The organism is Natronosporangium hydrolyticum, assembly GCF_016925615.1.
Lineage (GTDB): Bacteria > Actinomycetota > Actinomycetes > Mycobacteriales > Micromonosporaceae > Natronosporangium > Natronosporangium hydrolyticum.
In genome coordinates, this window is the sequence record NZ_CP070499.1 from 2,069,053 (window position 1) to 2,089,250 (window position 20,198).

Genomic DNA, 20,198 nt, shown 5'->3' on the forward strand with positions numbered 1-20,198 from the left:
TTACTGTGGACCCGAACCGACTGACCCAGCGGTCACAGGAGGCATTGCAGCAGGCCCAAGCGAGCGCGGCCCGCTACGGGCACTCGGAAGTGGATGGCGAACATCTGTTGCTGGCGCTGTTGGCACAGGACGATGGGCTGGTGCCGCGGCTGCTGGAGCGGGCCGGGACCGACCCGGCGCAGCTGCGCGGCGAGGTGGAGTCGGAGTTGTCGCGGCGACCGCGGGTCAGCGGCCCGGGCGCTGCTCCCGGCCAGGTCTATCTGACCCAGCGGGTGGCCAGGTTGCTGGACGCGGCCGGGCAGGAGGCGAGCCGGCTGACCGATGAGTACGTCTCGGTTGAGCATCTGATGGCGGCGCTGCTGGACGAGGGGGACCGGAGCGGCGCCGGGCGCCTGTTGCAGGGCCACGGTGTGACCCGGGACGGGTTTCTGCAGGCGCTCACCGAGGTGCGGGGTAATCAGCGGGTCACGTCGGCCACGCCCGAGGGCGCCTACGAGGCGCTCCGGAAGTACGGCCGGGACCTGGTCGCGGATGCCCGCGACGACCGGCTCGACCCGGTGATCGGTCGGGATTCGCAGATCCGGCGGGTGGTGCAGATCCTGTCCCGGAAGACCAAGAACAACCCGGTGCTGGTGGGGGACCCCGGGGTGGGTAAGACCGCGATCGTCGAGGGGTTGGCGCAGCGGATCCACCGTGGTGACGTGCCGGAGGGGTTGCGGGACAAGACCATCTTTGCGTTGGATCTCAGCGCGCTGGTGGCCGGCGCGAAGTACCGGGGGGAGTTCGAGGAGCGGCTGAAGGCGGTGCTCGCCGAGGTCGCCGCGGCGGAGGGGCGGATTCTGCTCTTCGTCGACGAGCTGCACACGGTGGTCGGTGCCGGTGCGGCCGAGGGTGCGATGGACGCCGGCAACATGCTCAAACCGATGTTGGCCCGGGGTGAGCTGCACCTGATCGGCGCCACCACTATGGACGAGTATCGCAAGCGGATCGAGGCCGATGCGGCGTTGGAGCGCCGGTTCCAGCCGGTGCTGATCGACGAACCGAGCGAGGAGGACGCTATCTCGATCCTGCGTGGGCTGCGGGAACGGCTGGAGGTCTACCACGGTGTGAAGATCCAGGATTCGGCGCTGGTCGCGGCGGTGGTGTTGAGCCACCGGTACATCACCGACCGGTTCCTGCCGGACAAGGCCATCGACCTGGTCGATGAGGCGTGCGCCATGCTCCGTACCGAGATCGATTCAATGCCTGCCGAGTTGGATGAGCTGAGCCGGCGGGTGATGCGGCTGGAGATCGAAGAGGCGGCGCTGGCGAAGGAGTCCGACGAGGCGAGCATGGCCCGGCTCGCGGAGCTGCGGCGGGAGCTGGCGGATCTGCGCGGGCAGGCCGACGCGTTGCGGGCCCAGTGGGAGGCGGAGCGGCGGGCGTTGCGCCGGGTGCAGGAGCTGCGGCAGGAGCTGGAGCAGGTACGTCACCAGGCGGAGGAGGCGGAGCGGCGGTATGAGCTGACCCGGGCGGCGGAGCTGCGCCACGGCAAGCTGCCCGAGTTGGAGCGCCGGCTGCGACGGGAAGAGGAGCAGCTCGCTGCCAAGCAGGGCGGGCACCGGCTGCTGCGGGAGGTGGTGACCGAGGAGGAGATCGCCTCGATCGTCGCCAGGTGGACCGGGATTCCGGTCAGTCGGTTGACCGAGGGGGAGCGGGAGAAGCTGCTGCGCCTGGATCGGGTGCTGCATGAGCGGGTGGTCGGGCAGGACGAGGCGGTGCGGCTGGTCGCGGACGCGATCATCCGGGCCCGGGCCGGGGTCAAGGATCCGCGGCGGCCGATCGGCTCGTTCATCTTCCTCGGGCCCACCGGTGTGGGTAAGACCGAGCTGGCGCGGGCGTTGGCCGAGGCGCTGTTCGACACTGAGGAGAATCTGGTCCGGCTGGACATGAGCGAATACCAGGAACGGCACACGGTGAGCCGGCTGGTCGGTGCGCCCCCCGGCTACGTGGGGTACGAGGAGGGTGGGCAGCTGACCGAGGCGGTGCGGCGCAAGCCGTACTCGGTGGTGCTGCTGGACGAGATCGAGAAGGCCCACTCGGACGTCTTCCACACCCTGTTGCAGGTGCTCGACGATGGCCGGCTCACCGACGCCCAGGGCCGGACGGTGGACTTCCGCAACACCGTGATCATCATGACCTCCAACATCGGATCGCAGTATCTGCTGGAGGCGGTGACGGAGACCGGTGAGGTGACGGCGGCGGGCCGCGACGCGGTCATGGGGGAGCTGCGGCGGCACTTCCTGCCCGAGTTCCTCAACCGGGTCGACGACATCGTGCTCTTCACGCCGCTGACCCAGGCGGAGATCGAGCAGATCGTGTCGCTGATGTTCGACGATCTGCGGCGCCGGTTGGCCGACCGCCGGCTGCGGCTGGTGGTCACCGAGCCGGCTCGTCGGTACATCGCCGAGCAGGGCTTCGACCCGGTGTACGGCGCTCGGCCGCTGCGCCGGTTCATCTCCCGGGAGGTGGAGACCCGGATCGGGCGGGCACTGCTCTCCGGCGAGGTGCCGGACGGCTCCACGATCCTGGTGGACGTGGTCGACGGCGAGCTGCTCGCGACCTACGAGGCGCCTACCCCGGCGACCCAGCCGACGCCGGAGCCGGTGCCCTGACCAGAAGCCGTGGTTTGCGTCCGGGGCGTACGCGTATCCGTGGTGCTGGGCGGGTAAGAGCAGTCGGAATTGTTGCCGGTACGAGGAGGTGAGCATGATGGGCATCGGGGTGAGTATTTTTCTCATCGCCGTCGGTGCCCTGCTCGCGTTCGCCGTCGATTACCAGCTGGGGTGGTTGGACATCACCGTCGCCGGCTGGGTACTGATGGCGGTCGGGGCGCTGGGGTTGCTGTTGACGCTGCTGTTGTGGAGTCGTCGGCGGTCTCGCGTTCTGGTCGAGCCGGAGCCCCCGCCGCGGGTCCGGGGCTACCGTGACGAGCCTGGTCCCCCGGTCCCGTAGACGGGGCCCGGAGCCGCGGCACGGCACATGCGGGCGGGCCGGCGCGAATCGCGCCGGCCCGCCCGCATGTCGCGAAGTTACTTGTCGTCGCGGTTGAAGGCCTGGCGGGCCTTCTCCCGGACCGAGTCCGCGGCGTCGCGCGCGGAGTCCGCGGCCTTGTCGGCCGCTTGCTTCGCCTTGGACTTGCCCTCCTGCATGCCGCCTTCGGCCTGCAGCTCCGGGTCGTCAGTAACCTCGCCCGTCTTCCGCTTGATCTTGCCCGCTACCTCTTCTGACTTGTTCTCGAACTTGTCATCCATGGTCGATTCCTCCGTCTCGGGGTGCGCCTCGGCGGATCATCGGCCGGGCCACGGTAACTGGGTTCCCGATGCGCTTCGGGCCTAAACAGCTCTAGAAGTAGTGCCGGCGCCCCCCGAGCGGGCGACCCAGGGCGCCCAACAGGAACAGCAAGGCGCCCACGACGATCAGGATGATGCCGATCGTCCAGAGGATATTGACTCCGAAGATGGCGCCGAGAATAAGTAGGATTACACCTAGTACGAACATCGGTTGCTCCGATCCTTTCTGATACTGCTGTTTCCACTACCCACATTCGAGGCAGGATAACGCCGGTGAGTCGGCGAGTATCTGGCGCGGCGGCCGGGAGTTTGGGGCCGGGTGGTGATCTGCCAGGATGATGGCATGGCGTTCGACGCGAACAACCTGCCAGATGTGACCGGAGTCACAATCGCGATCCTCGGTGGCACCGGGGATCAGGGCCGCGGCCTGGGCTACCGGTTCGCGGTCGCCGGGCATCCGGTGACCATCGGCTCGCGGACCGTTGCCCGGGCCGAGGCGACCGCCGCCGAGCTCGCCGATCTACCCGGCGTCGCCGCGCCGATCCGGGGGATGCTGAACGCTCCGGCGGCCCAGCAGGCCGACATTGTGATCATCGCCCTGCCGTGGGATGGTCACGCCGACACGCTGGCGGAGCTCGCCGACGACCTGGCCGGCAAGATCGTCGTCGACTGCGTCAACCCGCTCGGCTTCGACTCCCGCGGCCCCTACGCCCTGCCGGTACCCGAGGGCAGCGCCACCCAACAAGCCGCTGCGCTGCTGCCCAACTCCCGCGTCTGCGGCGCCTTCCACCACGTCAGCTCCGTCCTGCTGACCGACCCGGCGGTCGCCGAGATCGAGCTGGACATCATGGTGCTCGGCGAGGACCGGGAGGCGGTCCGGGTGGTCCAGGCGCTGGCCGGGCAGATCCCCGGCTGCCGCGGCGTCCACGCCGGTCGGCTCCGCAACGCTCCTCAGGTGGAGGCGTTCACCGCCAACCTGCTGGTGTTGAACCGTCGCTACAAGGTGCACGCCGGGGTACGCATCACCCAGCTATGAGCCGCGGAACGTTTTCCGGTCGCGGGGCTGGGAACGAACCAGGGTGGCACTGCAACCGCGTCCGAAAGGAGCCACCATGGCTACCGCGCGCGAGATCATGCACCCGGGTGCCGAGTGCGTCGACATGGACGACACGCTCGCCTACACCGCCCGCCGTATGCGGGACCTAGGTGTCGGGGCGCTCCCAATCTGTGGTGAGGACGACCGGCTCCACGGCATCATCACCGACCGCGACATCGTCACCAAGTGCATCGCCAACGGCGGTGACCCGAACACGGTCACCGCGGCCGAGTTCGCCAACGGCACCCCGGTGTGGGTGTCCGCCGACGCCGCCGACCGGGAGGTGCTCCAGCTGCTCAGTGAGCACAAGATTCGGCGGCTGCCGGTGATTGAGCAACACCGGTTGGTCGGGATGATCAGCGAAGCTGACGTCGCGACCCGGTTGCCCGAGCATGAGGTGGCCGAGTTCGCCCGGAGCATCTACTCGGCGCCGTCCAACGGCTGACGCCGCCCACCATCGCGCCGACCATCGCGCCCACCTCGCGGCCGATCATGAGCGGGTAAGCAGACACGCCCCGCTTCGGTTCAACCGGTCCGTGCAAGTGGTTCGTTGACCACGGCATGGACCGGTTGAACGGAGTGGGTGCATGGCTCGGGCGCATGTGTTGACGTTGGGGCACCGGCAGGTGATCGAGAACCTATGGCGGCAGGGAGCGACCTTCGAGCAGATCGCGGCAGCGCTCGGGGTGGGATTCTCGTCGGTATGGCGGGAAATCGCACGGTCGCATTCCTCGCGGCATGGAACGAAAAACCCGCTCGGGCCGGTGCGGGGCGGGCTGTACCGGTGGGGCTACACCGCCCAGTGGGCGCAGCGACACGCCGAGAAGCGGCGTGCGCGGCCTAAACCCCGCCGACTGGACCACAAACCGTTGCGTGAGCAAGTCGCTACCTGGCTGCGGCAACGTTGGTCGCCTCAGCAGATCACCCACTCCTTGCGGCGTACCTTCACAGGTATGCCCCAGATGCAGGTCAGCCACGAGACGATCTACAAGTCCATCTATCTGCAGGCGCGGGGAAGTCTGCGGGAGCTGGTCAACGACGCGCTACGTACCGGCCGTAAGCAGCGGCGTTCGCAGTCCCGCGCCGCGCAGGCCGCCCGGGGGGCGATCTGTGGTAAGCCGTGGGTGACCGAGCAGGTGCATATCTCGGCGCGTCCGGCCGAGGCCAACGACCGGGCAGTGCCCGGGCATTGGGAAGGTGACCTGGTCCTGGGCCGTAACAACGCCTCGGCGATGGTGACTCTAGTGGAGCGCACCACCCGGTTTGTGATGCTCGGCGCATTGCCTGTTGACCGCTCCAGCCCGGAGGTATTGACGGTAGTGCGCGGATTGATGGCCCGCCTGCCGCAGCATCTAGTGCGTTCGCTGACCTGGGACCAGGGAAGCGAACTGGCTGGTCATGCCTCCTTCACCCTGGCCACAGGCTGCCCGGTGTTCCTGTGTGATCCGCACTCGCCCTGGCAGCGGGGCACCAACGAAAACACCAACAGGCTGCTGCGTCAGTACTACCCGAGAGGCAAAACCAACTTCTCTGTCGTCAGCCAGGCCGAGATGGACACGGTCGCGGTGTCGCTGAACGGCCGTCCGCGGGAGACCCTGGGATGGGATACTCCCGCGGAGGCCTTGAATCAACTACTCCTTGCACCGACCGCTTGAAACCACCCCGGCGAGTCGGTCAACACGCTCATGATCGGCGCGATGGTGGGGCGGGTGGAGCGGGCAGGTCAGTAGGAGTGTTCCGGGGCCGGGAAGGTGCCGGCGCGGACCTCGTCGGCGTACCGGGTGGTCGCCTCGGTGAGCACTCCGGCCAGGTCGGCGTACCGCTTCACGAACCGCGGCGCGGCGCCGGTGTTGAGCCCGGCCATGTCTTGCCAGACCAGCACCTGGGCGTCGGTCTCGACTCCGGCGCCGATCCCGATGGTGGGGATCGGCAACTCGTGGGTGACCTGCTTGGCGACGTCACCGGCGACCATCTCCAGCACCACCGCGAAGGCTCCCGCTTCGGCGACCGCGTGGGCGTCCGCCAGCACCTGCTCGGCGGCGTCCCCCCGCCCCTGCACCCGGAAGCCGCCGAGCTGGTGTTCGCTCTGCGGGGTGAAGCCGATGTGCGCCATCAGCGGGATCCCGGCCTTGGTGATCGTCTCGATCTGCGGTGCGCACCGCGCACCACCCTCCAGCTTCACCGCGTGGCAGCCGGTCTCCTTCATGAACCGGACCGCCGTCCGCAGCGCCTGAGTCGGGCCCTCCTCGTAGGAGCCGAACGGCAGGTCACCGACGACCATCGCCTGCTCGGTCGCTCCGACCACCGCCCGGACCAGCGGCAGCAGCTGGTCCACGGTCACCGGCAGGGTGCTGCCGTAGCCGTAGACGTTGTTGGCTGCGGAGTCGCCGACCAGCAGCACCGGTATCCCCGCCCGGTCGAAGATCGCGGCGGTGTACTGGTCGTAGGAGGTGAGCATCGGCCACCGCTCGCCGCGCTCCTTGAGCGCTCGCAGCTGGTGGGTGCGTACCCGACCGGGCATTTGGGTCTCCTCTCGCCTCGAGGCCGCCCGCGGCGGTCCCCGGGTGTCCAACTCCGTTGATCGTCCCACTCATCGGGAGGTGGGGGGAGGAGCCGGTGGAAGATCTCACACCGGTCAGGCGTCGCGGAAGCGGTTGGTGACCGGTAGTCGGCGGTCCCGGCCGAACGCCTTGATCGAGATCTTGGTGCCGGGTGCGGCCTGGCGGCGTTTGTACTCGGCCTGGTCGACCAGGCGGAGAATCCGGTCGACGACCGCCGGGTCGTGCCCGGCCGCGACCAGCCCGTCGCGGCCCAGGTCACCGTCGATGTAGCCGGCGAGAATCGCGTCCAGCTGCTCGTACGGCGGCAGCGAGTCGGTGTCGCGCTGCCCCGGCCGCAGCTCCGCGCTCGGCGGCTTGGTGATCGAGCTCTCCGGGATCGGCGGCAGCTCGTCGGCGTCGACGGCGGCCTGGTTGCGCCAGCGAGCCAGCTGCCAGACCAGCGTCTTCGGCACATCCTTGAGCGGGTTGAAGCCGCCGACCGAGTCGCCGTAGAGGGTTGTATAACCCACCGCCAGCTCGCTCTTGTTGCCGGTGGTCAGCACCAGGTGCCCCTCCTGGTTCGACAGCGACATCAGGATCACCCCGCGGACCCGGGCCTGCAGGTTCTCCACCGCCACGCCCGACAGCGACAGGTTCGCCAGGAAGGCGTCGACCATCGGTTGGATCGGCTCGATCCGGTAGTCCAGGCCGGTACGTTTCGCCAGCTCGGCGGCGTCGTCCCGGGAGTGGCTGGAGCTGTGCTGGCTGGGTAGCGAGACCCCCACTACCCGTTCCGGGCCGAGTGCGTCGACCGCGAGCGCCGCGGCCACGCTGGAGTCGATGCCGCCGGAGAGGCCGAGCACCACCGAGGTGAACCCGTTTTTGCGGGTGTAGTCGGCCAGGCCGAGGGCCAGCGCGCGCCACACCTCCGCCTCGGTGGCCAACCGGGGCGCCACCCCGCCTTCGCGCGGTGGGCCGGTCGGGGCCGGCAACGGGATCGGCAGTTCAGTGCGGGCCAGCCGGAGCCCGGCTAGCGCCGCGGGTGCCGGCGCGTCGCCACCGCCCGCGGCGGGCGGCAGCGGCAGGTCATGGACGAGCAGGTGTGACTCGAACTGCGGGGCGCGTGCCAGCAGTTGCCCGGTCGCGTCGACGATCATCGAGTCGCCGTCGAAGAGCAGCTCATCCTGGCCGCCGACCAGGTTGACGTACGCCACCGCGGCGCCCGCCTCCCGGGCCCGCCGGGCGACCAGTGGCGCGCGTACGTCGTCTTTGTCCAACTCGTACGGGGAGCCGTTGATATTGACCACCAGCCCGACCCCGGCGGCCCGGGCGGCGGCGAACGGGCCCCCGGCCTGCCAGATGTCTTCGCAGATGGTGAGCGCCACGTCCACCGGCTCGGCGGGCGGCCCTACCCGCACCACGGTCAGCGTGTCGCCGGGGACGAAGTATCGGTCCTCGTCGAAGACGCCGTAGTTGGGGAGGTGGTGTTTGAAGTACCGGGCGGCGACGGCGCCCTCGTGCAGCAGCGCCAGCGCGTTGCGGGGTCCGGCGGTGCGGACCGCTTCGGCGCCGAGCCGGGCCGGGCCGTCGGCGTCGAGGTAGCCGACGATCACCGGCAGGCCGCCCAGCCCGTCGGCGGCGAGGTCGGCGGCGAGCTGGCTGAGCTGGGCGCGGGACGCGGCGACGAAGGCCTCCCGGAACACCAGGTCCTCTACCGGATAACCGGTCAGCGCCAGCTCCGGGAAGGCCACCAGCTGGGCGTCGGCGTCGGCGGCGCGCCGGCACCACTGCCGGATCAGCGCGGCGTTGCCGGTGATGTCGCCGACGGTCGGGTTCAGCTGGGCGAGCGCGAGTCGAAGCTGGGGCATGGTTCCATCATCGCGCACCCGGATGGGGGCCCGTAATGTGGCGGTAACCGGGGAAGAGGAGACTGGGGGATGGTGTCGACGCGCTGGCGGGGGCGAAGGCGCCGGTGACGCGCAGCCGGCTGGAGAGGAAGACATGGAGCGGCAGCAAGAGTTCGTCCTTCGTACGCTGGAGGAGCGGGACATCCGGTTCGTCCGGTTGTGGTTCACCGATGTGCTCGGCACCCTCAAGAGCGTGTCGGTGGCGCCGGCGGAGCTGGAGGCGGCCTTCTCGGAGGGGATCGGGTTCGACGGTTCGGCGATCGAGGGTTTCGCCCGGGTCCACGAGTCCGACATGATCGCGATGCCGGATCCGACGACCTTCCAGATCTTCCCGCTGGAGGGTGGTTCGGACGGCGAGAGCGCGCGGATGTTCTGCGACATCCTGATGCCTGACGGCTCGCCGAGCTGGGCCGATCCGCGGCATGTGCTGCGTCGGGCGCTGTCGAAGGCGGCCGAGCAGGGCTTTACCTTCTACACCCACCCCGAGATCGAGTTCTTCCTGCTGCAGGAGAATCCGGCCGACGGCGCCGAGCCGATGCCGGTAGACACCGGTGGCTACTTCGACCACACCACCCACGCGGTGGCCCGGGACTTCCGGCGGCAGGCGGTGCTGGCGCTGGAGCGGATCGGCATCTCGGTCGAGTTCAGCCATCATGAGGTGGCGCCCGGCCAGCAGGAGATCGACCTGCGGTACGCGGACGCGCTCACCACCGCCGACAACATCATGACCTTCCGGCATGTGGTGAAGGAGGTGGCGCTCAGCCACGGGGTGCACGCCACCTTCATGCCGAAGCCGGTGACCGATCAGCCCGGCAACGGTATGCACACCCATCTGTCGTTGTTCGAGGGCGAGCGGAACGCCTTCCACGATCCGGACGACGAGATGAAGCTCTCCAAGGTGGCGCGGGCGTTCATCGCCGGGCTGTTGATGCACGCCCGGGAGTTCACCGCGATCACCAATCAGTGGGTCAACTCGTACAAGCGGCTGTTCCCGAAGCCGTTGGCGCAGGGCATCACCGAGTCCCCGGCGTATGTCTGCTGGGGTCACCAGAACCGATCCGCGCTGGTGCGGGTGCCGGCGTACGGCAAGCCGAACTCGGCCCGGGTGGAGATCCGCTCGTTGGATTCGGCGTGTAACCCGTACCTCACCTTCGCGGTGATGTTGGGTGCCGGGCTGGCCGGTATCGAGCGGGGCTATGAGCTGCCGCCGGGGGCGGAGGACGACGTCTGGGCGCTGTCGCCGAAGGAGCGGAAGGCTGCCGGGTACGAGCCGCTGCCGGAGAACCTCGCCGAGGCGATCGCGGTGATGGCCGACTCGGAGCTGGTGGCTGAGGTGCTCGGGGAGCATGTCTTCGACTATGTGCTCCGCAACAAGCGGGACGAGTGGGAGCAGTACCGCCGGGAGGTCACCCCGTACGAGCGACGCCGGTATCTCAACCTGTAGTGGACGAGTGGCGCGGTGACTCTTAGTAGTCAGGCAAATACCATGAGGTTATGCCTGATGCTCAGTCGCGCTCCGAGGTAACCGATCCCCACCTGCTGGTGCCCCCGATGCGGCGGGAGCCTGATCCGGCGCCGGAGGGGGCGCTGAGTAACCGGATCCTCGCCGCCATCGACGAGAGCCGGCGGTTCCTGGCCCAGTGCCGGGCCGCCGGCCCCCACCCGGCGGCCGAATCCGACGAGGTCCAGGCCCGGATCATGCGCCGCGGCGGGTGCCCGACCGTGGAGCATTACCAGCGGGTCTTCCAGATCGAGGGGATGCCCGCCGAGCAGGCGAGGGCCGAAGCCTGCCGGATGGTCGAAGCGGACCGTGAGTTGCTGGCCCGGTACCCGGCGGCATGATCGCTGACGCCGGCGGGTGGGTGCTGGACACCGGCGCGCTGCTCGCCTACGCCAACGACGACCTCTATCTTCAGTCGGTGGTCCGGTCGTGCCGCCGCCGCGGTCGCACCCTGCTGGTCTCGACGCTGTCGCTGCGGGAAGCGCTCGCCAGCCGGCCCGGCAGCGAGCAGTTGACCGAGCTGCTCCACGACGCTGGGACGGTGTTGGCAGAGCCGGGGGCGCACGACGTCGCGGTGCTCTGCGCCCAGGTGAAGCTCGCCGGCGGCGAGGTGACCGCGGCGCATGTGGCGCAGTTGGCGGCGGCTCGCCGGTGGCCGGTGCTCTCCGATCGGCCGCATCAGCTCGCCGCCGCGGCCCGCGATCTCCTCATCGAACCCGTCTAACCCCCCACCCGCGCCCGCTTCCCCCGCGCGATCATGGACCTAGGTACATGGTGGGGGCCAAAACGGGTGCCAAACTCCATGGTCAACACTCATGGGTCAGGGAGGTCAGCAGACCGCGGCGCTGGCGGTCAGGGTGCCGGCCTCGGCGTCCAGTGTGGCCGGCACCCCGACCGGCACCGTCAACTGGCCGTCGCCGTGCCCGATCGGCAACCCACCCAGCACCGGCACGCCGAGCTGCCCCAACGCATCGGTCAGCACCTCGGTCGTGGTCGCCGGGTCCGCGTCCGCACCGACGAACTGACCCACCGCCACCGCCGCCACCTCGGCCAGCGCCCCGGCCCGGCGTAGCTGGGTCAGCATCCGATCCACCTTGTACGGCGGTTCGGCCACATCCTCGATCAGCAGCACCGCCCCGGCCAGATCCGGAAAGTCCGGCGTGCCCAGCGAAGTGGTGAGCAGACACAGGTTCCCGCCGAGCAGGGTGCCGGCGGCGCTACCCCCGCAGGTGACCGGCGCGGTCGGCGCCGCCGGGTCCTGCTTCACCACCACCGGCCGGGTGGTCAACAGCGCGTCGCGCAGCGACTCCGCCGACAGGTCGCCGGTACGCGACGGTCGCCAAGCCAGGCCGGGGCCGTGTACGCAGGCCAGCCGGGCGCCGCGCCACAGCGCCAGCTGGAGCGCGGTGATGTCGGAGAAGCCCACCACCGGTTTCGGATCCCGGCGGGCCGCGGCCAGGTCGATCTCGTCCACGATGCGCTGGGCGCCGTACCCACCCCGGGTCGCTACCACCGCCCGCACCTGCGGGTCCCGCAGAGCGGCGTTGAGGTCGGCGGCCCGGTCCTCGTCGCGGCCGGCCAGAAAGCCGTCCCGGTCCAGCGCATGCGCCCCCAGCACCGGGTTGAGCCCCCAGGACCGGAACAGGTCGAGACCGACCTCGACCAGCTCCGGCTCGGCCGGCCCGGCCGGGGACACCACCGCCACGGTGTCGCCTGGCCGCAGGACCGGACCACGAACTGTCGCTATCGAATCCACGGGCAGGAAGCGTAGCCGGCGGACCGAGTCGATAGCCTCGGAGCGTGGCAGAAAACCCGCAACCACCCGCCGAGGTGCTGGTGGTTGAACTTGACGTGGCTACCGACCTGCGCCGGCTCGGCGACTGGCTGACCGGAGCCGGCCTCCGGTTGCAGCGGGTCAAGCCGGCGGCCGGTGAGCCGCTGCCCGCCGACCCCACCGAGTACGCCGGAATGGTGGTGTTCGGGCGACAGCACCCGGACGCCCCACCCTGGCCGGCGGGGGCCGAGTCGCTGCTGCGTAAGGCGGTCCGATACCGGGTGCCGACGCTGGCGATCGGCCGGGGGGCGCAGCTGCTCGCGCTCGCCCACGGCGGTGCGGTGGCCCCGGCCAGCAGCGCGCAGGCCGGGGCGGCGCTGGCTGCCCGCCGGGACGCAGCCGACTCCGACGTGCTCTTCGAACGGGTTCCGTTCACCCCGGATGTGGTGCAGTGGCTGCGGGACGAGATCTCCGAGTTGCCGGCCGGCGCCGTGCTGCTCGCCGCGTCGGTGCACCATCCGCATCAGGCGTTCCGGATCGGTTCGGCCGCCTGGGGGCTGCAGTTCCACATCGAGCCCGATCCGGGGCAGCTCGCCGAGTGGGCGGTCGCCGACCCGGAGCTGCTGCTGGCCGCCGGGGTGGACCCGGATGTGCTGGTCGCCGGGGTGGCCGCGGTCGGCGACGACCTGGCCGAGGTGTGGCAACCGGTGGCTGCCCGGTTCGCCGCCGTGGTTCGCGGGGAGCTCGTCACCGCCCCGCCCGATCTGCCGTTGCTCGGGCAGTGAACGACTCGCGGGGGCCGGCCCGGAATCGGCAGGAGCGGGCCGGGCGGTTGGCCGGGGCGGCCGATCCGGAGCTGGCGCAGCGGCAGCTTGACCGGCTCACCGAGGCGCTTGGCATCGATCCGCTCGCCGAGCATCCGGAGGTGCGTTCCCGGCTGCTGGCGGTGCTCGGCGCCTCCTCCGCGCTCGGTGACTACCTGGTCGCCCAGCCGGAGCAGTGGCGGTGCCTGCTGCCCGACGCACCGCCGGAACCGCCGGTCTCCGGCGCCGACGTCGCCGAGCTACGGGTGGCGTATCAGCGCAGCCTGTTGCGCATCGCGGCCGACGACCTGACCGGCATGGTCGACCTGGAGGAGGTGATGGCGCGGCTGACCGGCCTGGCCGAGGCCACCCTGGCGGCGGCGTACCGGCTCGCCGACGGCCCCGCCGTCGCGCCGTCGCTGGCGGTGGTGGCGATGGGCAAGTGTGGTGGCGGAGAACTCAACTACGTCTCCGACGTGGACGTCATCTTCGTAGCCGACGACGGGGCGGATCTGCCGGCGGCCACCACGGTCGCGGCGACCATGATTCAGATCTGTGGTCAGGTGGCCTGGCAGGTGGATGCCGCGCTGCGGCCGGAGGGCGCCCGGGGGCCGCTGGTGCGGACCCTCGCCAGCCATCTGGCCTATTACCACAAGTGGGCGCGGACCTGGGAGTTTCAGGCGCTGCTCAAGGCCCGGGCGGCCGCTGGCGACGCCGCCCTCACCGAGCGCTGGCGCTCGGAGCTGCAGCCGTTGATCTGGGCGGCGGCGACTCGGCCGGACGCGGTCGCCGACATCCGGGCGATGCGGCAGCGGATCATCGACAACGTACCCGCGGGGGAGCTCGACCGGGAGATCAAGCGGGGCCCCGGCGGCCTGCGCGACATCGAGTTCGCGGTGCAGCTACTGCAGCTGGTCCACGGCCGGGCCGATGAGAGCCTACGGGTGCCGGGTACGCTGCCGGCGCTGCGGGCGCTGGTCTCCGGTGGGTATGTGGGCCGGGACGACGGCGAGGCGCTGGTCGCGTCGTACCGGTTCCTGCGCCGGGTCGAGCATCGGCTGCAGCTGCAACGGCTGCGCCGCACCCACCTGGTGCCGGATGATCCGGCAGGGCTCGCGTGGCTGGCGACCGCTCTGGGCTACCGGGGCGACGCCCGCGGCGACGCGGTCGGCGCCTTCCGGGCGGAGTGGGTCGGGCACGCGGCCCAGGTGCGACGGTTGCACGCCAAACTGCTGTACCGACCGCTGCTCACCGCGGTGGCGCGGGTGTCGACCGACTCGCTGCGGTTGACTCCGGCGGCGGCGTCGGCCCGGCTGGAGCTGCTCGGCTTCGCCGACCCACCCGGCGCCCTGCGCCATCTGGAGGCGCTCACCGGCGGGGTGTCCCGCTCGGCGGCGATTCAACGCACCTTGTTGCCGGTGCTGCTGGAGGAGTTCGCGACCGCGCCGCAGCCCGACCGCGGGTTGTTGGCCTACCGGCAGGTCTCGGAGGCGCTGCGGGCGGTGCCGTGGTATTTGCGGCTGTTGCGCGACACCGGCCCGGTGGCGCAGCGGCTGGCCCGGGTGCTGGGGTTGTCCCGCTACGTCACGGAGCTGCTGGCGCGGGACCCGGAGGCGGTGCGGCTGCTAGCCGACGACGAGGAGCTCGTCCCCCGGTCCGGTTCGGTGCTGCGGGAAGGTTTCGCGGCCGCGGCCTCCCGGCATCTCAGCGGCGGTGCCGTGGGGGCCGCCACCGGGGCGGTGACCGCGGTACGGGCGCTGCGGCGCCGGGAGCTGCTCCGGATCGCCTGCGCCGATGTGCTGGCCGCTGGCGAGCTGGCGCCGGGCAGCCCGGTCGAGATCGACACGGTCGGTGCGGCGCTCGCCGATCTGACCGACGCCACCATCGGAGCGACGCTCGCGGCGGCACGGGCGGCGGCGGGGGCGCCGGAGACCCTGCGGTTCGCGATCATCGGCATGGGCCGGCTCGGTGGCCGGGAGCTGAGCTACCCATCCGACGCCGATGTGCTCTTTGTCTACGAAACCTCCGGTGGGCTGACCGACGAGCTGGCCGCCACCAGCGCCCGCCGGGTCGCCGAGCAGCTCCGCGGTCTGCTCTCCGCGCCGGCGCCAGACCCGCCGCTAGGGATCGACGCCGACCTGCGACCCGAAGGGCGGCAGGGGCCGCTGGTCCGCAGCCTCGCCGCGTACACCCAGTATTATGCCCGCTGGTCGGGAGTTTGGGAGGCGCAGGCGTTGCTGCGCGCCCGGTTCGTCGCTGGCGACGCCGACCTGGGCACCCGATTCCTGGCGATGGCCGACCGGGTGCGGTTCCCAGCTGGTGGGCTGACCCGAGAGCAGGTGGTGGAGATCCGGCGGATCAAGGCCAGGGTGGAGGCGGAGCGGCTGCCCCGCGGCGCGGACCCGCGTACCCACACCAAGTTGGGCCGCGGTGGGTTGGCCGATGTGGAGTGGACGATCCAGCTGTTGCAGCTGCGGCACGGGGCGGAGGTGGCCGAGCTGCGGACGCCGCAGACGCTGCCGGCCTTCGCCGCCGCCCGCACCGCGGGCCTGATCGGCGCGACCGACGCCACCGCGCTGGTCACCGGCTGGCGGCTGGCAGCGCAGGTGCGTAACGCCCTGACCTTGGTACGTGGCCGACCCGCCGACGAACTGCCGGCGCACGGTCCGGAGCTGGCCGGGGTGGCCCAGTTGCTGGCCGAGCCGGACCCGCACGAGTTCTACGACCACTACCTGCGGGTGGCGCGCCACAGCCGGGCGGCGATGGAGCGGGTCTTCGATGGCTAGTCCGGTGGGCACCGGGCGCGGCCTGGTGCCGGGTGGTGCGGTCGCCGCACTGACCCGACCCGATCGGCGGCCGCTGCTGGTCACCGGAGCGCTGGCGGTGGCCCTGGTGGTCGCCTGGCTGCTGGCGCCGCCGATGGGCACCGACCTGTCCGCGCAGGTGGCCCGGGCCGACTTCTTCGCCGAGCACGGCTGGGCGCCGGTCGATTTCCGCTGGTACGGCGGGGTGGTGCCGTACGGCTACAGCATGGTGTCGCCGCCGTTGATGGCGTGGCTGGGTCCTCGGCCGGTGGGTGCGATCGCGGCTGTTGTCTCCGCGCTCGCCCTGGTGGTGCTGCTGCGGCGGACCGGCGCGCCGCGCCCGCTGCTCGGCGGCGTGTTGGGTGCGGTGGGTTTCGCCGGCAACCTGGTCTCGGGTCGGGTCACATTCGCGCTGGGGGTGGCGTTCGGCCTGCTCGCGCTGGTCGCCCTGACCGGCCACGGGCCGCAGCTGCGGCGATGGACCGGGGCGTTGGTGCTGGCCGCGGTGGCGGCGGCGGCGAGTCCGGTGGCGGGCCTGTTCGTCGGCCTCGCCGGGGTAGCGCTGCTCTGCCACGGCTGGCGGCGGCGCGACCCCACCCCGGGCGGCGGGACCCGGCCGGTGGTGTGGCGTGGTTCGTTTCGCCCGACCGACCCGGCGCTCGGTGGGCTGATGCTGATCGCCGGGTCGGGCGTACCGGTGCTGGTGATGGGTGGCTGGTTCGGCACCGGTGGGTGGATGAACATGAGCGCCGCCGATCTGTGGCAGGCGGTGGTGGCCAGCCTGGTGGTGGCGCTGCTGGTGCCGCACCGGGTGGTCCGGGCCGGGGCGCTGTTGTCGGCGGCCGGGGTAGCGGCGGCTTACCTGGTGCCGACGCCGGTGGGGCTGAACGCTACCCGGTTGGCGGCGCTGTTCGCGCTGCCGCTGGTGGGCGCGTACGCGATGGTGCCGCAGTGGGTGTGGATCGGTTGGCGGCTGACCAGGTCGGCGCTGGGCAGGTTCATCCATCGGGCGCACGGGTGGCAGCTGCGGCGGCCGGTGGGCTGGTTGACCGCGGTGCTGGCGGGCTTGGCGGTGTGGCAGCCGCCGGTGGTCTTCCAGGATCTGGCCCGTGCTGGCGATCCGACGGCGGCGCCGGAGCACTATGCGGCGCTGCGGGAGGAGCTCGCCGGCCGGCAGTTGGAGGGGCGGGTCGAGGTGGTGCCGACCGTCAACTATTGGGAGGCGGCGCACCTGGACACCGCCCCGCTCGCCCGGGGTTGGTTGCGCCAGGCCGACCTCGACCGGCATCCACTCTTTTTCGACGGGACCCTCGACGCCGACTCATATCAGCAGTGGCTCACCGATAACGGGGTCGCGTACGTGGTGCTCCCGCAAGGGCCGGTGTCGTGGGTGGGCCGCCCGGAGGCGGAGCTGATCGATGAGGGGTTGCCTTACCTCGATCCGGTGTGGGAGGACGACGACTGGGTGCTGTATAAGGTCATCGACGCCCCGGCGATCCTGGAGGGGCCGGCGACCCTGCTGGAGATGACGCCGCAGTCGGTGGTGTTCGAGGTCACCGAGGCCGATGCGGAGGTGTTGCTGCGGGTGTGGTGGTCGCGCCGGTTGGCGATCGTGGGCGACGGTGAGGCCTGCTTGACCGCGGCGGGGGAGTGGACCGAGGTGCAGGTCGCCGAGCCGGGTGAGTATGAGGTGCTGGGGGTGGTCACCCGGCCGGGCCCGCGCTGCTGAGCCGTAGTTCGGCCACCGCCTCCGCCTCGATGGTGGCGCGTTCCCACCGCCACGGCAGCATCTCGCCCCGTTGCCAGGGCTCCAGCTGGTCGACGTAGTTGGCGTGGTAGGGGTGCCCGGAGTTGCCGGTGGCCTGGATCCAGCGGGCACTGTCCAGGTCAGACATGTCGATGACCATCCGCATCGACGGCAGGACGGTCACCTCGTAGCCGTCGGTGCGGGCGTCCCACGACGTCGCGTTGACGATGTCCGACCCGCCGGCGACCGGGAACGGACCCCGGTTGAACAGCGACTCCACCGGACCGATCCCGGAGCTGCCGAAGGTGGCGTCGCGTAGGTGCAGCGTGTGCAGGTCCCCCCAGCGCCATTGGGCGGGGTCCTCGCCGAACTCAGCCGCGAGATCCTGGTACGCGTCGGTGAGCGCCTGCGCGAGGATGTCGTCGCGGGTTTCGGTGGTTCCGGTGTCGAGCCGGTTCCACCACGGCGAGTCGGGTTCGTCGAGCAGCGCCGCCACCACGTCCAACCAGCGGCCCCGGCCGGTCGGTTGCCGGTCTTCGGGCAGCTCGTCGAAGGTCAACTGGAGCAGGTGTCGCCACACCGCGTTGTAGTAGGCCGCGGCGGCCGCGCTGTGCGCCTCGGTCGACCCCGGGTCGCCGTCGGCGGGTTGCTGATGGTCCCACTCCCGCAGCAGCTCCACCGCGGCCTGCTCCGGGCCGTCGCGGTCGGGGGCGGGTGCGGCGGCTAGCAGCGCCGGCACCAGCGTCGGTGCGAACTGTTGGTAGTTGTCGAAGACCATCCGTTCCATGTCGGCCACGGTGATCGGTCCGGCGGCGATCGCCTCGTCGAGCAGGTCGTAGATCCGGTTGCTGCGGTAGCCGACCCCCCAATCTTCGGTGAGGGCGGGCTGGTACTGCGGCCCGACGACGGCCTGGTTGGCGGCGACGATCAGTGCCTCGGGCGGGTTGTAGGTGTGTGGCAGCGCTTCGAACGGCACATCGTCGCCCCAGTCGAACTCCGAGCTCCAGCCGGGCGCCGGCCACTGCCCGTCGTGGGCGGCCCGCACCGGCACCCGGCCCGGCGCCTGGTAACCGATGGCGCCGTCGACGTCGGCGTAGACCAGGTTCTGCGACGGCACCTCGAAGCGCGCCGCCGCTTCCCGGAAGTCTTCCCAGCCGGTGGCCTGGTTCAGCACGAACAGCGCCTCGATGGTGGTGCCCGGGGTCAGCGCGGTCCAGGCCAGCGAGAAGCCGAACTCCTCACCACCGGGGGCGCTCGGGGCCGCACCCGCGGTGTCGATCACCTCATCCTGCACCGGGCCGGCGTCGGCGAGCCGTGCCAGCTCATCATCGGCGTCGGAGAGCAGCGGCCCGCGGTGGGTCTGCCGCACCTCGACGGTGACATCGTCACCGCCGGCGACCCGGATCGTCTCGGTGCGTACCGACAGCTCCTGCCACTGCCCGTCGAGTTCGTACCGGTCGTCGGCGAGCCGTTCCAGGTACAGGTCGGTCACGTCCGGGTTGAGGTTGGTGAAGCCCCACGCGATCCGGTCGTTGTGGCCGATCACCACCCCGGGGACGCCGGTGAAGCTGAACCCGCTGACCCGGTAACCGCAGTCGCAGTGCAGCCCGACCTGGTACCACGTCCCGGGCATGGTCACCCCCAGGTGCGGGTCGTTGACCAGGATCGGGGCGCCGGATTCGGTGTGCGCACCGCTGACCACCCAGGAGTTCGACCCCACTCCGGCGTCGCTGCCGGCGGGGCCGAACCCTCCGGCCGGGGCGGCGCTGCCGGCTCCGCCCTGACTGTCGGCCTCGCCGCCGCGGCCGGCGGCCGCACCCGACTCGGCCGGCTCGTCGTCGCCGGGGACGAACTCACCGTCGACCAGATCGCCGTCACCGACGATCGGCGGCTGCTCCTGGTACTGGTAGCCGGGGAAGAGCTCATCGATCTGGTCCCGGCGCAGGCCGGCGGCGAGCAGCGCCGCGCGTTCCACCTCCGCGTCGAGGTTGCCGCGCAGCTCCCAGGCCATCGCCTTCAACCAGGCGAGACTGTCGATCGGGTCCCAGGGCGCCACCTCGTAGCCGGAGTTCTGCAGGCCCAGCACCCGGTAGTGCAGTGACTTGCGGCCGGTGGCGGCCGGTCCGCCGGTCTCCGCCACCCAGGCGTCCACCCCTTCGGCGTACGCGGTGAGGTAGCGCTGGGTTTCGGCGCTGAGCAGCTCCCACTCGGCCTCGGCCACCCGGCGCCAGCCCATGGTCCGCAGATACGTGTCCATCTCCACCTGATCGGGGCCGAACAGCTCCGAGAGCCGGCCACTGGTGAGGTGCCGGCGGAAGTCCATCTCCCAGAACCGGTCCTGGGCGTGGGTGAACCCTTGGGCGCGGAACAGGTCCTCCACGGTTTCGGCGTAGATCTGGGGGACGCCGTGCTGGTCACGGTAGACGGTGACCGGGGAGTCCAGCGCGGGCAGAGCGAGCTCCCCGTCGTGGCTGGGGAAGGCGCGGCGGACGGTCCAGACCCCGAGGAGGCTGGCGACGAGCGCGACGACCAGCAGGGTTGCGAGCGTCCAGATGCCGATCTTCAACGTTCGGCGGGGCCAGCGCGCAGCGGAGTTCATCCCGGCAGCGTACTTGCGGGTAGGCCGCCGTGTCGGCCCGGCGCTGATCAGAGGCGGCAGACGGCGAGGGCCGCCCGGAGAATCTCCGGGCGGCC

The 20,198-nt window shown here is 71.0% G+C and carries 16 protein-coding genes and 1 pseudogene; 11 read left to right on the forward strand and 6 right to left on the reverse strand.

Annotated elements, in window-relative coordinates:
• The first annotated feature begins 5 nt into the window (after positions 1-5).
• Positions 6-2,654, forward strand: a complete 2,649-nt coding sequence (gene clpB, locus JQS43_RS09250; protein WP_239678648.1) for an ATP-dependent chaperone ClpB — start codon at positions 6-8, stop codon at positions 2,652-2,654.
• Positions 2,655-2,748: 94 nt separating this feature from the next.
• Positions 2,749-2,994 carry a DUF6458 family protein gene (locus JQS43_RS09255; RefSeq protein WP_420847669.1) on the forward strand — a complete coding sequence of 82 codons (246 nt, stop codon included), beginning with the start codon at positions 2,749-2,751 and terminating at the stop codon, positions 2,992-2,994.
• Positions 2,995-3,071: 77 nt separating this feature from the next.
• Here JQS43_RS09255 and JQS43_RS09260 read toward each other — a convergent pair whose 3' ends face one another.
• Complete coding sequence (locus tag JQS43_RS09260; protein WP_239678649.1) at positions 3,072-3,293, reverse strand: CsbD family protein; 222 nt, start codon at positions 3,291-3,293, stop codon at positions 3,072-3,074.
• A 91-nt stretch (positions 3,294-3,384) separates the two neighbouring features.
• Positions 3,385-3,540, reverse strand: coding sequence for a DUF6131 family protein (locus tag JQS43_RS09265; RefSeq protein WP_239678650.1), 156 nt, complete (start codon positions 3,538-3,540; stop codon positions 3,385-3,387).
• 135 nt (positions 3,541-3,675) lie between these two features.
• Between JQS43_RS09265 and npdG the strand changes: the two genes are divergently transcribed.
• The 3 genes from npdG to JQS43_RS09280 all read left to right on the forward strand — a co-directional run bounded on the left by npdG (position 3,676) and on the right by JQS43_RS09280 (position 6,083).
• Complete coding sequence (npdG, locus tag JQS43_RS09270) at positions 3,676-4,368, forward strand: NADPH-dependent F420 reductase (protein ID WP_239678651.1); 693 nt, start codon at positions 3,676-3,678, stop codon at positions 4,366-4,368.
• Between the two features lie 76 nt (positions 4,369-4,444).
• On the forward strand, positions 4,445-4,873 hold the full coding sequence (locus JQS43_RS09275) for a CBS domain-containing protein (RefSeq protein WP_239678652.1): 429 nt from the start codon (positions 4,445-4,447) through the stop codon (positions 4,871-4,873).
• Positions 4,874-5,015: 142 nt separating this feature from the next.
• On the forward strand, positions 5,016-6,083 hold the full coding sequence (locus tag JQS43_RS09280) for an IS30 family transposase (RefSeq protein WP_239678653.1): 1,068 nt from the start codon (positions 5,016-5,018) through the stop codon (positions 6,081-6,083).
• 68 nt (positions 6,084-6,151) lie between these two features.
• On the opposite strand, the gene panB is transcribed toward JQS43_RS09280, so the two are convergent.
• Together panB and JQS43_RS09290 are read right to left on the reverse strand one after the other, a co-directional pair.
• Positions 6,152-6,949, reverse strand: a complete 798-nt coding sequence (panB, locus tag JQS43_RS09285) for a 3-methyl-2-oxobutanoate hydroxymethyltransferase (RefSeq protein WP_239678654.1) — start codon at positions 6,947-6,949, stop codon at positions 6,152-6,154.
• 114 nt (positions 6,950-7,063) lie between these two features.
• On the reverse strand, positions 7,064-9,019 hold the full coding sequence (locus tag JQS43_RS09290) for an NAD+ synthase (protein ID WP_420847670.1): 1,956 nt from the start codon (positions 9,017-9,019) through the stop codon (positions 7,064-7,066).
• On the opposite strand from JQS43_RS09290, the gene glnA reads away from it, so the two are divergent.
• From glnA to JQS43_RS09305, 3 genes are read left to right on the forward strand one after another with little or no spacing between them, the layout of a single operon-like run.
• A complete protein-coding gene (gene glnA / locus JQS43_RS09295) occupies positions 8,970-10,319 on the forward strand; it encodes a type I glutamate--ammonia ligase (RefSeq protein WP_239678656.1) in 1,350 nt (449 codons plus the stop codon). The genes JQS43_RS09290 and glnA overlap by 50 nt on opposite strands.
• A 50-nt stretch (positions 10,320-10,369) precedes the next feature.
• Positions 10,370-10,717 carry a hypothetical protein gene (locus JQS43_RS09300; RefSeq protein WP_239678657.1) on the forward strand — a complete coding sequence of 116 codons (348 nt, stop codon included), beginning with the start codon at positions 10,370-10,372 and terminating at the stop codon, positions 10,715-10,717.
• Entirely contained in the window at positions 10,714-11,100 is a 387-nt protein-coding gene (locus tag JQS43_RS09305; RefSeq protein WP_239678658.1) for a hypothetical protein, read from the forward strand. The genes JQS43_RS09300 and JQS43_RS09305 overlap by 4 nt, the downstream gene beginning before the upstream one ends.
• Positions 11,101-11,205: 105 nt before the next feature.
• Here JQS43_RS09305 and JQS43_RS09310 read toward each other — a convergent pair whose 3' ends face one another.
• Positions 11,206-12,138 carry a S66 peptidase family protein gene (locus JQS43_RS09310; RefSeq protein WP_420847691.1) on the reverse strand — a complete coding sequence of 311 codons (933 nt, stop codon included), beginning with the start codon at positions 12,136-12,138 and terminating at the stop codon, positions 11,206-11,208.
• A 38-nt stretch (positions 12,139-12,176) separates the two neighbouring features.
• Here JQS43_RS09310 and JQS43_RS09315 point away from each other — a divergent pair, with 38 nt between their 5' ends.
• The 3 genes and pseudogenes from JQS43_RS09315 (at position 12,177) to JQS43_RS09325 (ending at position 17,486) form a co-directional block, all read left to right on the forward strand.
• Entirely contained in the window at positions 12,177-12,935 is a 759-nt protein-coding gene (locus JQS43_RS09315) for a type 1 glutamine amidotransferase (RefSeq protein WP_239678660.1), read from the forward strand.
• Positions 12,936-12,967: 32 nt separating this feature from the next.
• Positions 12,968-15,739 (forward strand): annotated as a pseudogene (locus JQS43_RS09320) (bifunctional [glutamine synthetase] adenylyltransferase/[glutamine synthetase]-adenylyl-L-tyrosine phosphorylase); the annotation flags it as partial.
• Complete coding sequence (locus tag JQS43_RS09325; RefSeq protein ID WP_239678661.1) at positions 15,732-17,486, forward strand: hypothetical protein; 1,755 nt, start codon at positions 15,732-15,734, stop codon at positions 17,484-17,486. The pseudogene JQS43_RS09320 and the gene JQS43_RS09325, both read left to right, overlap by 8 nt.
• On the opposite strand, the gene JQS43_RS09330 is transcribed toward JQS43_RS09325, so the two are convergent.
• Positions 17,461-20,103 carry a penicillin acylase family protein gene (locus JQS43_RS09330; RefSeq protein WP_239678662.1) on the reverse strand — a complete coding sequence of 881 codons (2,643 nt, stop codon included), beginning with the start codon at positions 20,101-20,103 and terminating at the stop codon, positions 17,461-17,463. The genes JQS43_RS09325 and JQS43_RS09330 overlap by 26 nt on opposite strands.
• Between the last annotated feature and the right edge of the window lie 95 nt (positions 20,104-20,198).

What these genes read in the sequence shown, in the direction of transcription:
- JQS43_RS09265 (WP_239678650.1), bottom strand. Translation starts at nt 3,540, where the DNA reads ATGTTCGTACTAGGTGTAATCCTACTTATTCTCGGCGCCATCTTCGGA.
- panB (WP_239678654.1), bottom strand. Translation starts at nt 6,949, where the DNA reads ATGCCCGGTCGGGTACGCACCCACCAGCTGCGAGCGCTCAAGGAGCGC.
- JQS43_RS09275 (WP_239678652.1), top strand. Translation starts at nt 4,445, where the DNA reads ATGGCTACCGCGCGCGAGATCATGCACCCGGGTGCCGAGTGCGTCGAC.
- JQS43_RS09280 (WP_239678653.1), top strand. Translation starts at nt 5,016, where the DNA reads ATGGCTCGGGCGCATGTGTTGACGTTGGGGCACCGGCAGGTGATCGAG.
- JQS43_RS09300 (WP_239678657.1), top strand. Translation starts at nt 10,370, where the DNA reads ATGCCTGATGCTCAGTCGCGCTCCGAGGTAACCGATCCCCACCTGCTG.
- JQS43_RS09305 (WP_239678658.1), top strand. Translation starts at nt 10,714, where the DNA reads ATGATCGCTGACGCCGGCGGGTGGGTGCTGGACACCGGCGCGCTGCTC.
- glnA (WP_239678656.1), top strand. Translation starts at nt 8,970, where the DNA reads ATGGAGCGGCAGCAAGAGTTCGTCCTTCGTACGCTGGAGGAGCGGGAC.
- npdG (WP_239678651.1), top strand. Translation starts at nt 3,676, where the DNA reads ATGGCGTTCGACGCGAACAACCTGCCAGATGTGACCGGAGTCACAATC.
- JQS43_RS09260 (WP_239678649.1), bottom strand. Translation starts at nt 3,293, where the DNA reads ATGGATGACAAGTTCGAGAACAAGTCAGAAGAGGTAGCGGGCAAGATC.
- JQS43_RS09255 (WP_420847669.1), top strand. Translation starts at nt 2,749, where the DNA reads ATGATGGGCATCGGGGTGAGTATTTTTCTCATCGCCGTCGGTGCCCTG.
- JQS43_RS09290 (WP_420847670.1), bottom strand. Translation starts at nt 9,019, where the DNA reads ATGTCCCGCTCCTCCAGCGTACGAAGGACGAACTCTTGCTGCCGCTCC.
- JQS43_RS09330 (WP_239678662.1), bottom strand. Translation starts at nt 20,103, where the DNA reads ATGAACTCCGCTGCGCGCTGGCCCCGCCGAACGTTGAAGATCGGCATC.
- JQS43_RS09325 (WP_239678661.1), top strand. Translation starts at nt 15,732, where the DNA reads ATGGCTAGTCCGGTGGGCACCGGGCGCGGCCTGGTGCCGGGTGGTGCG.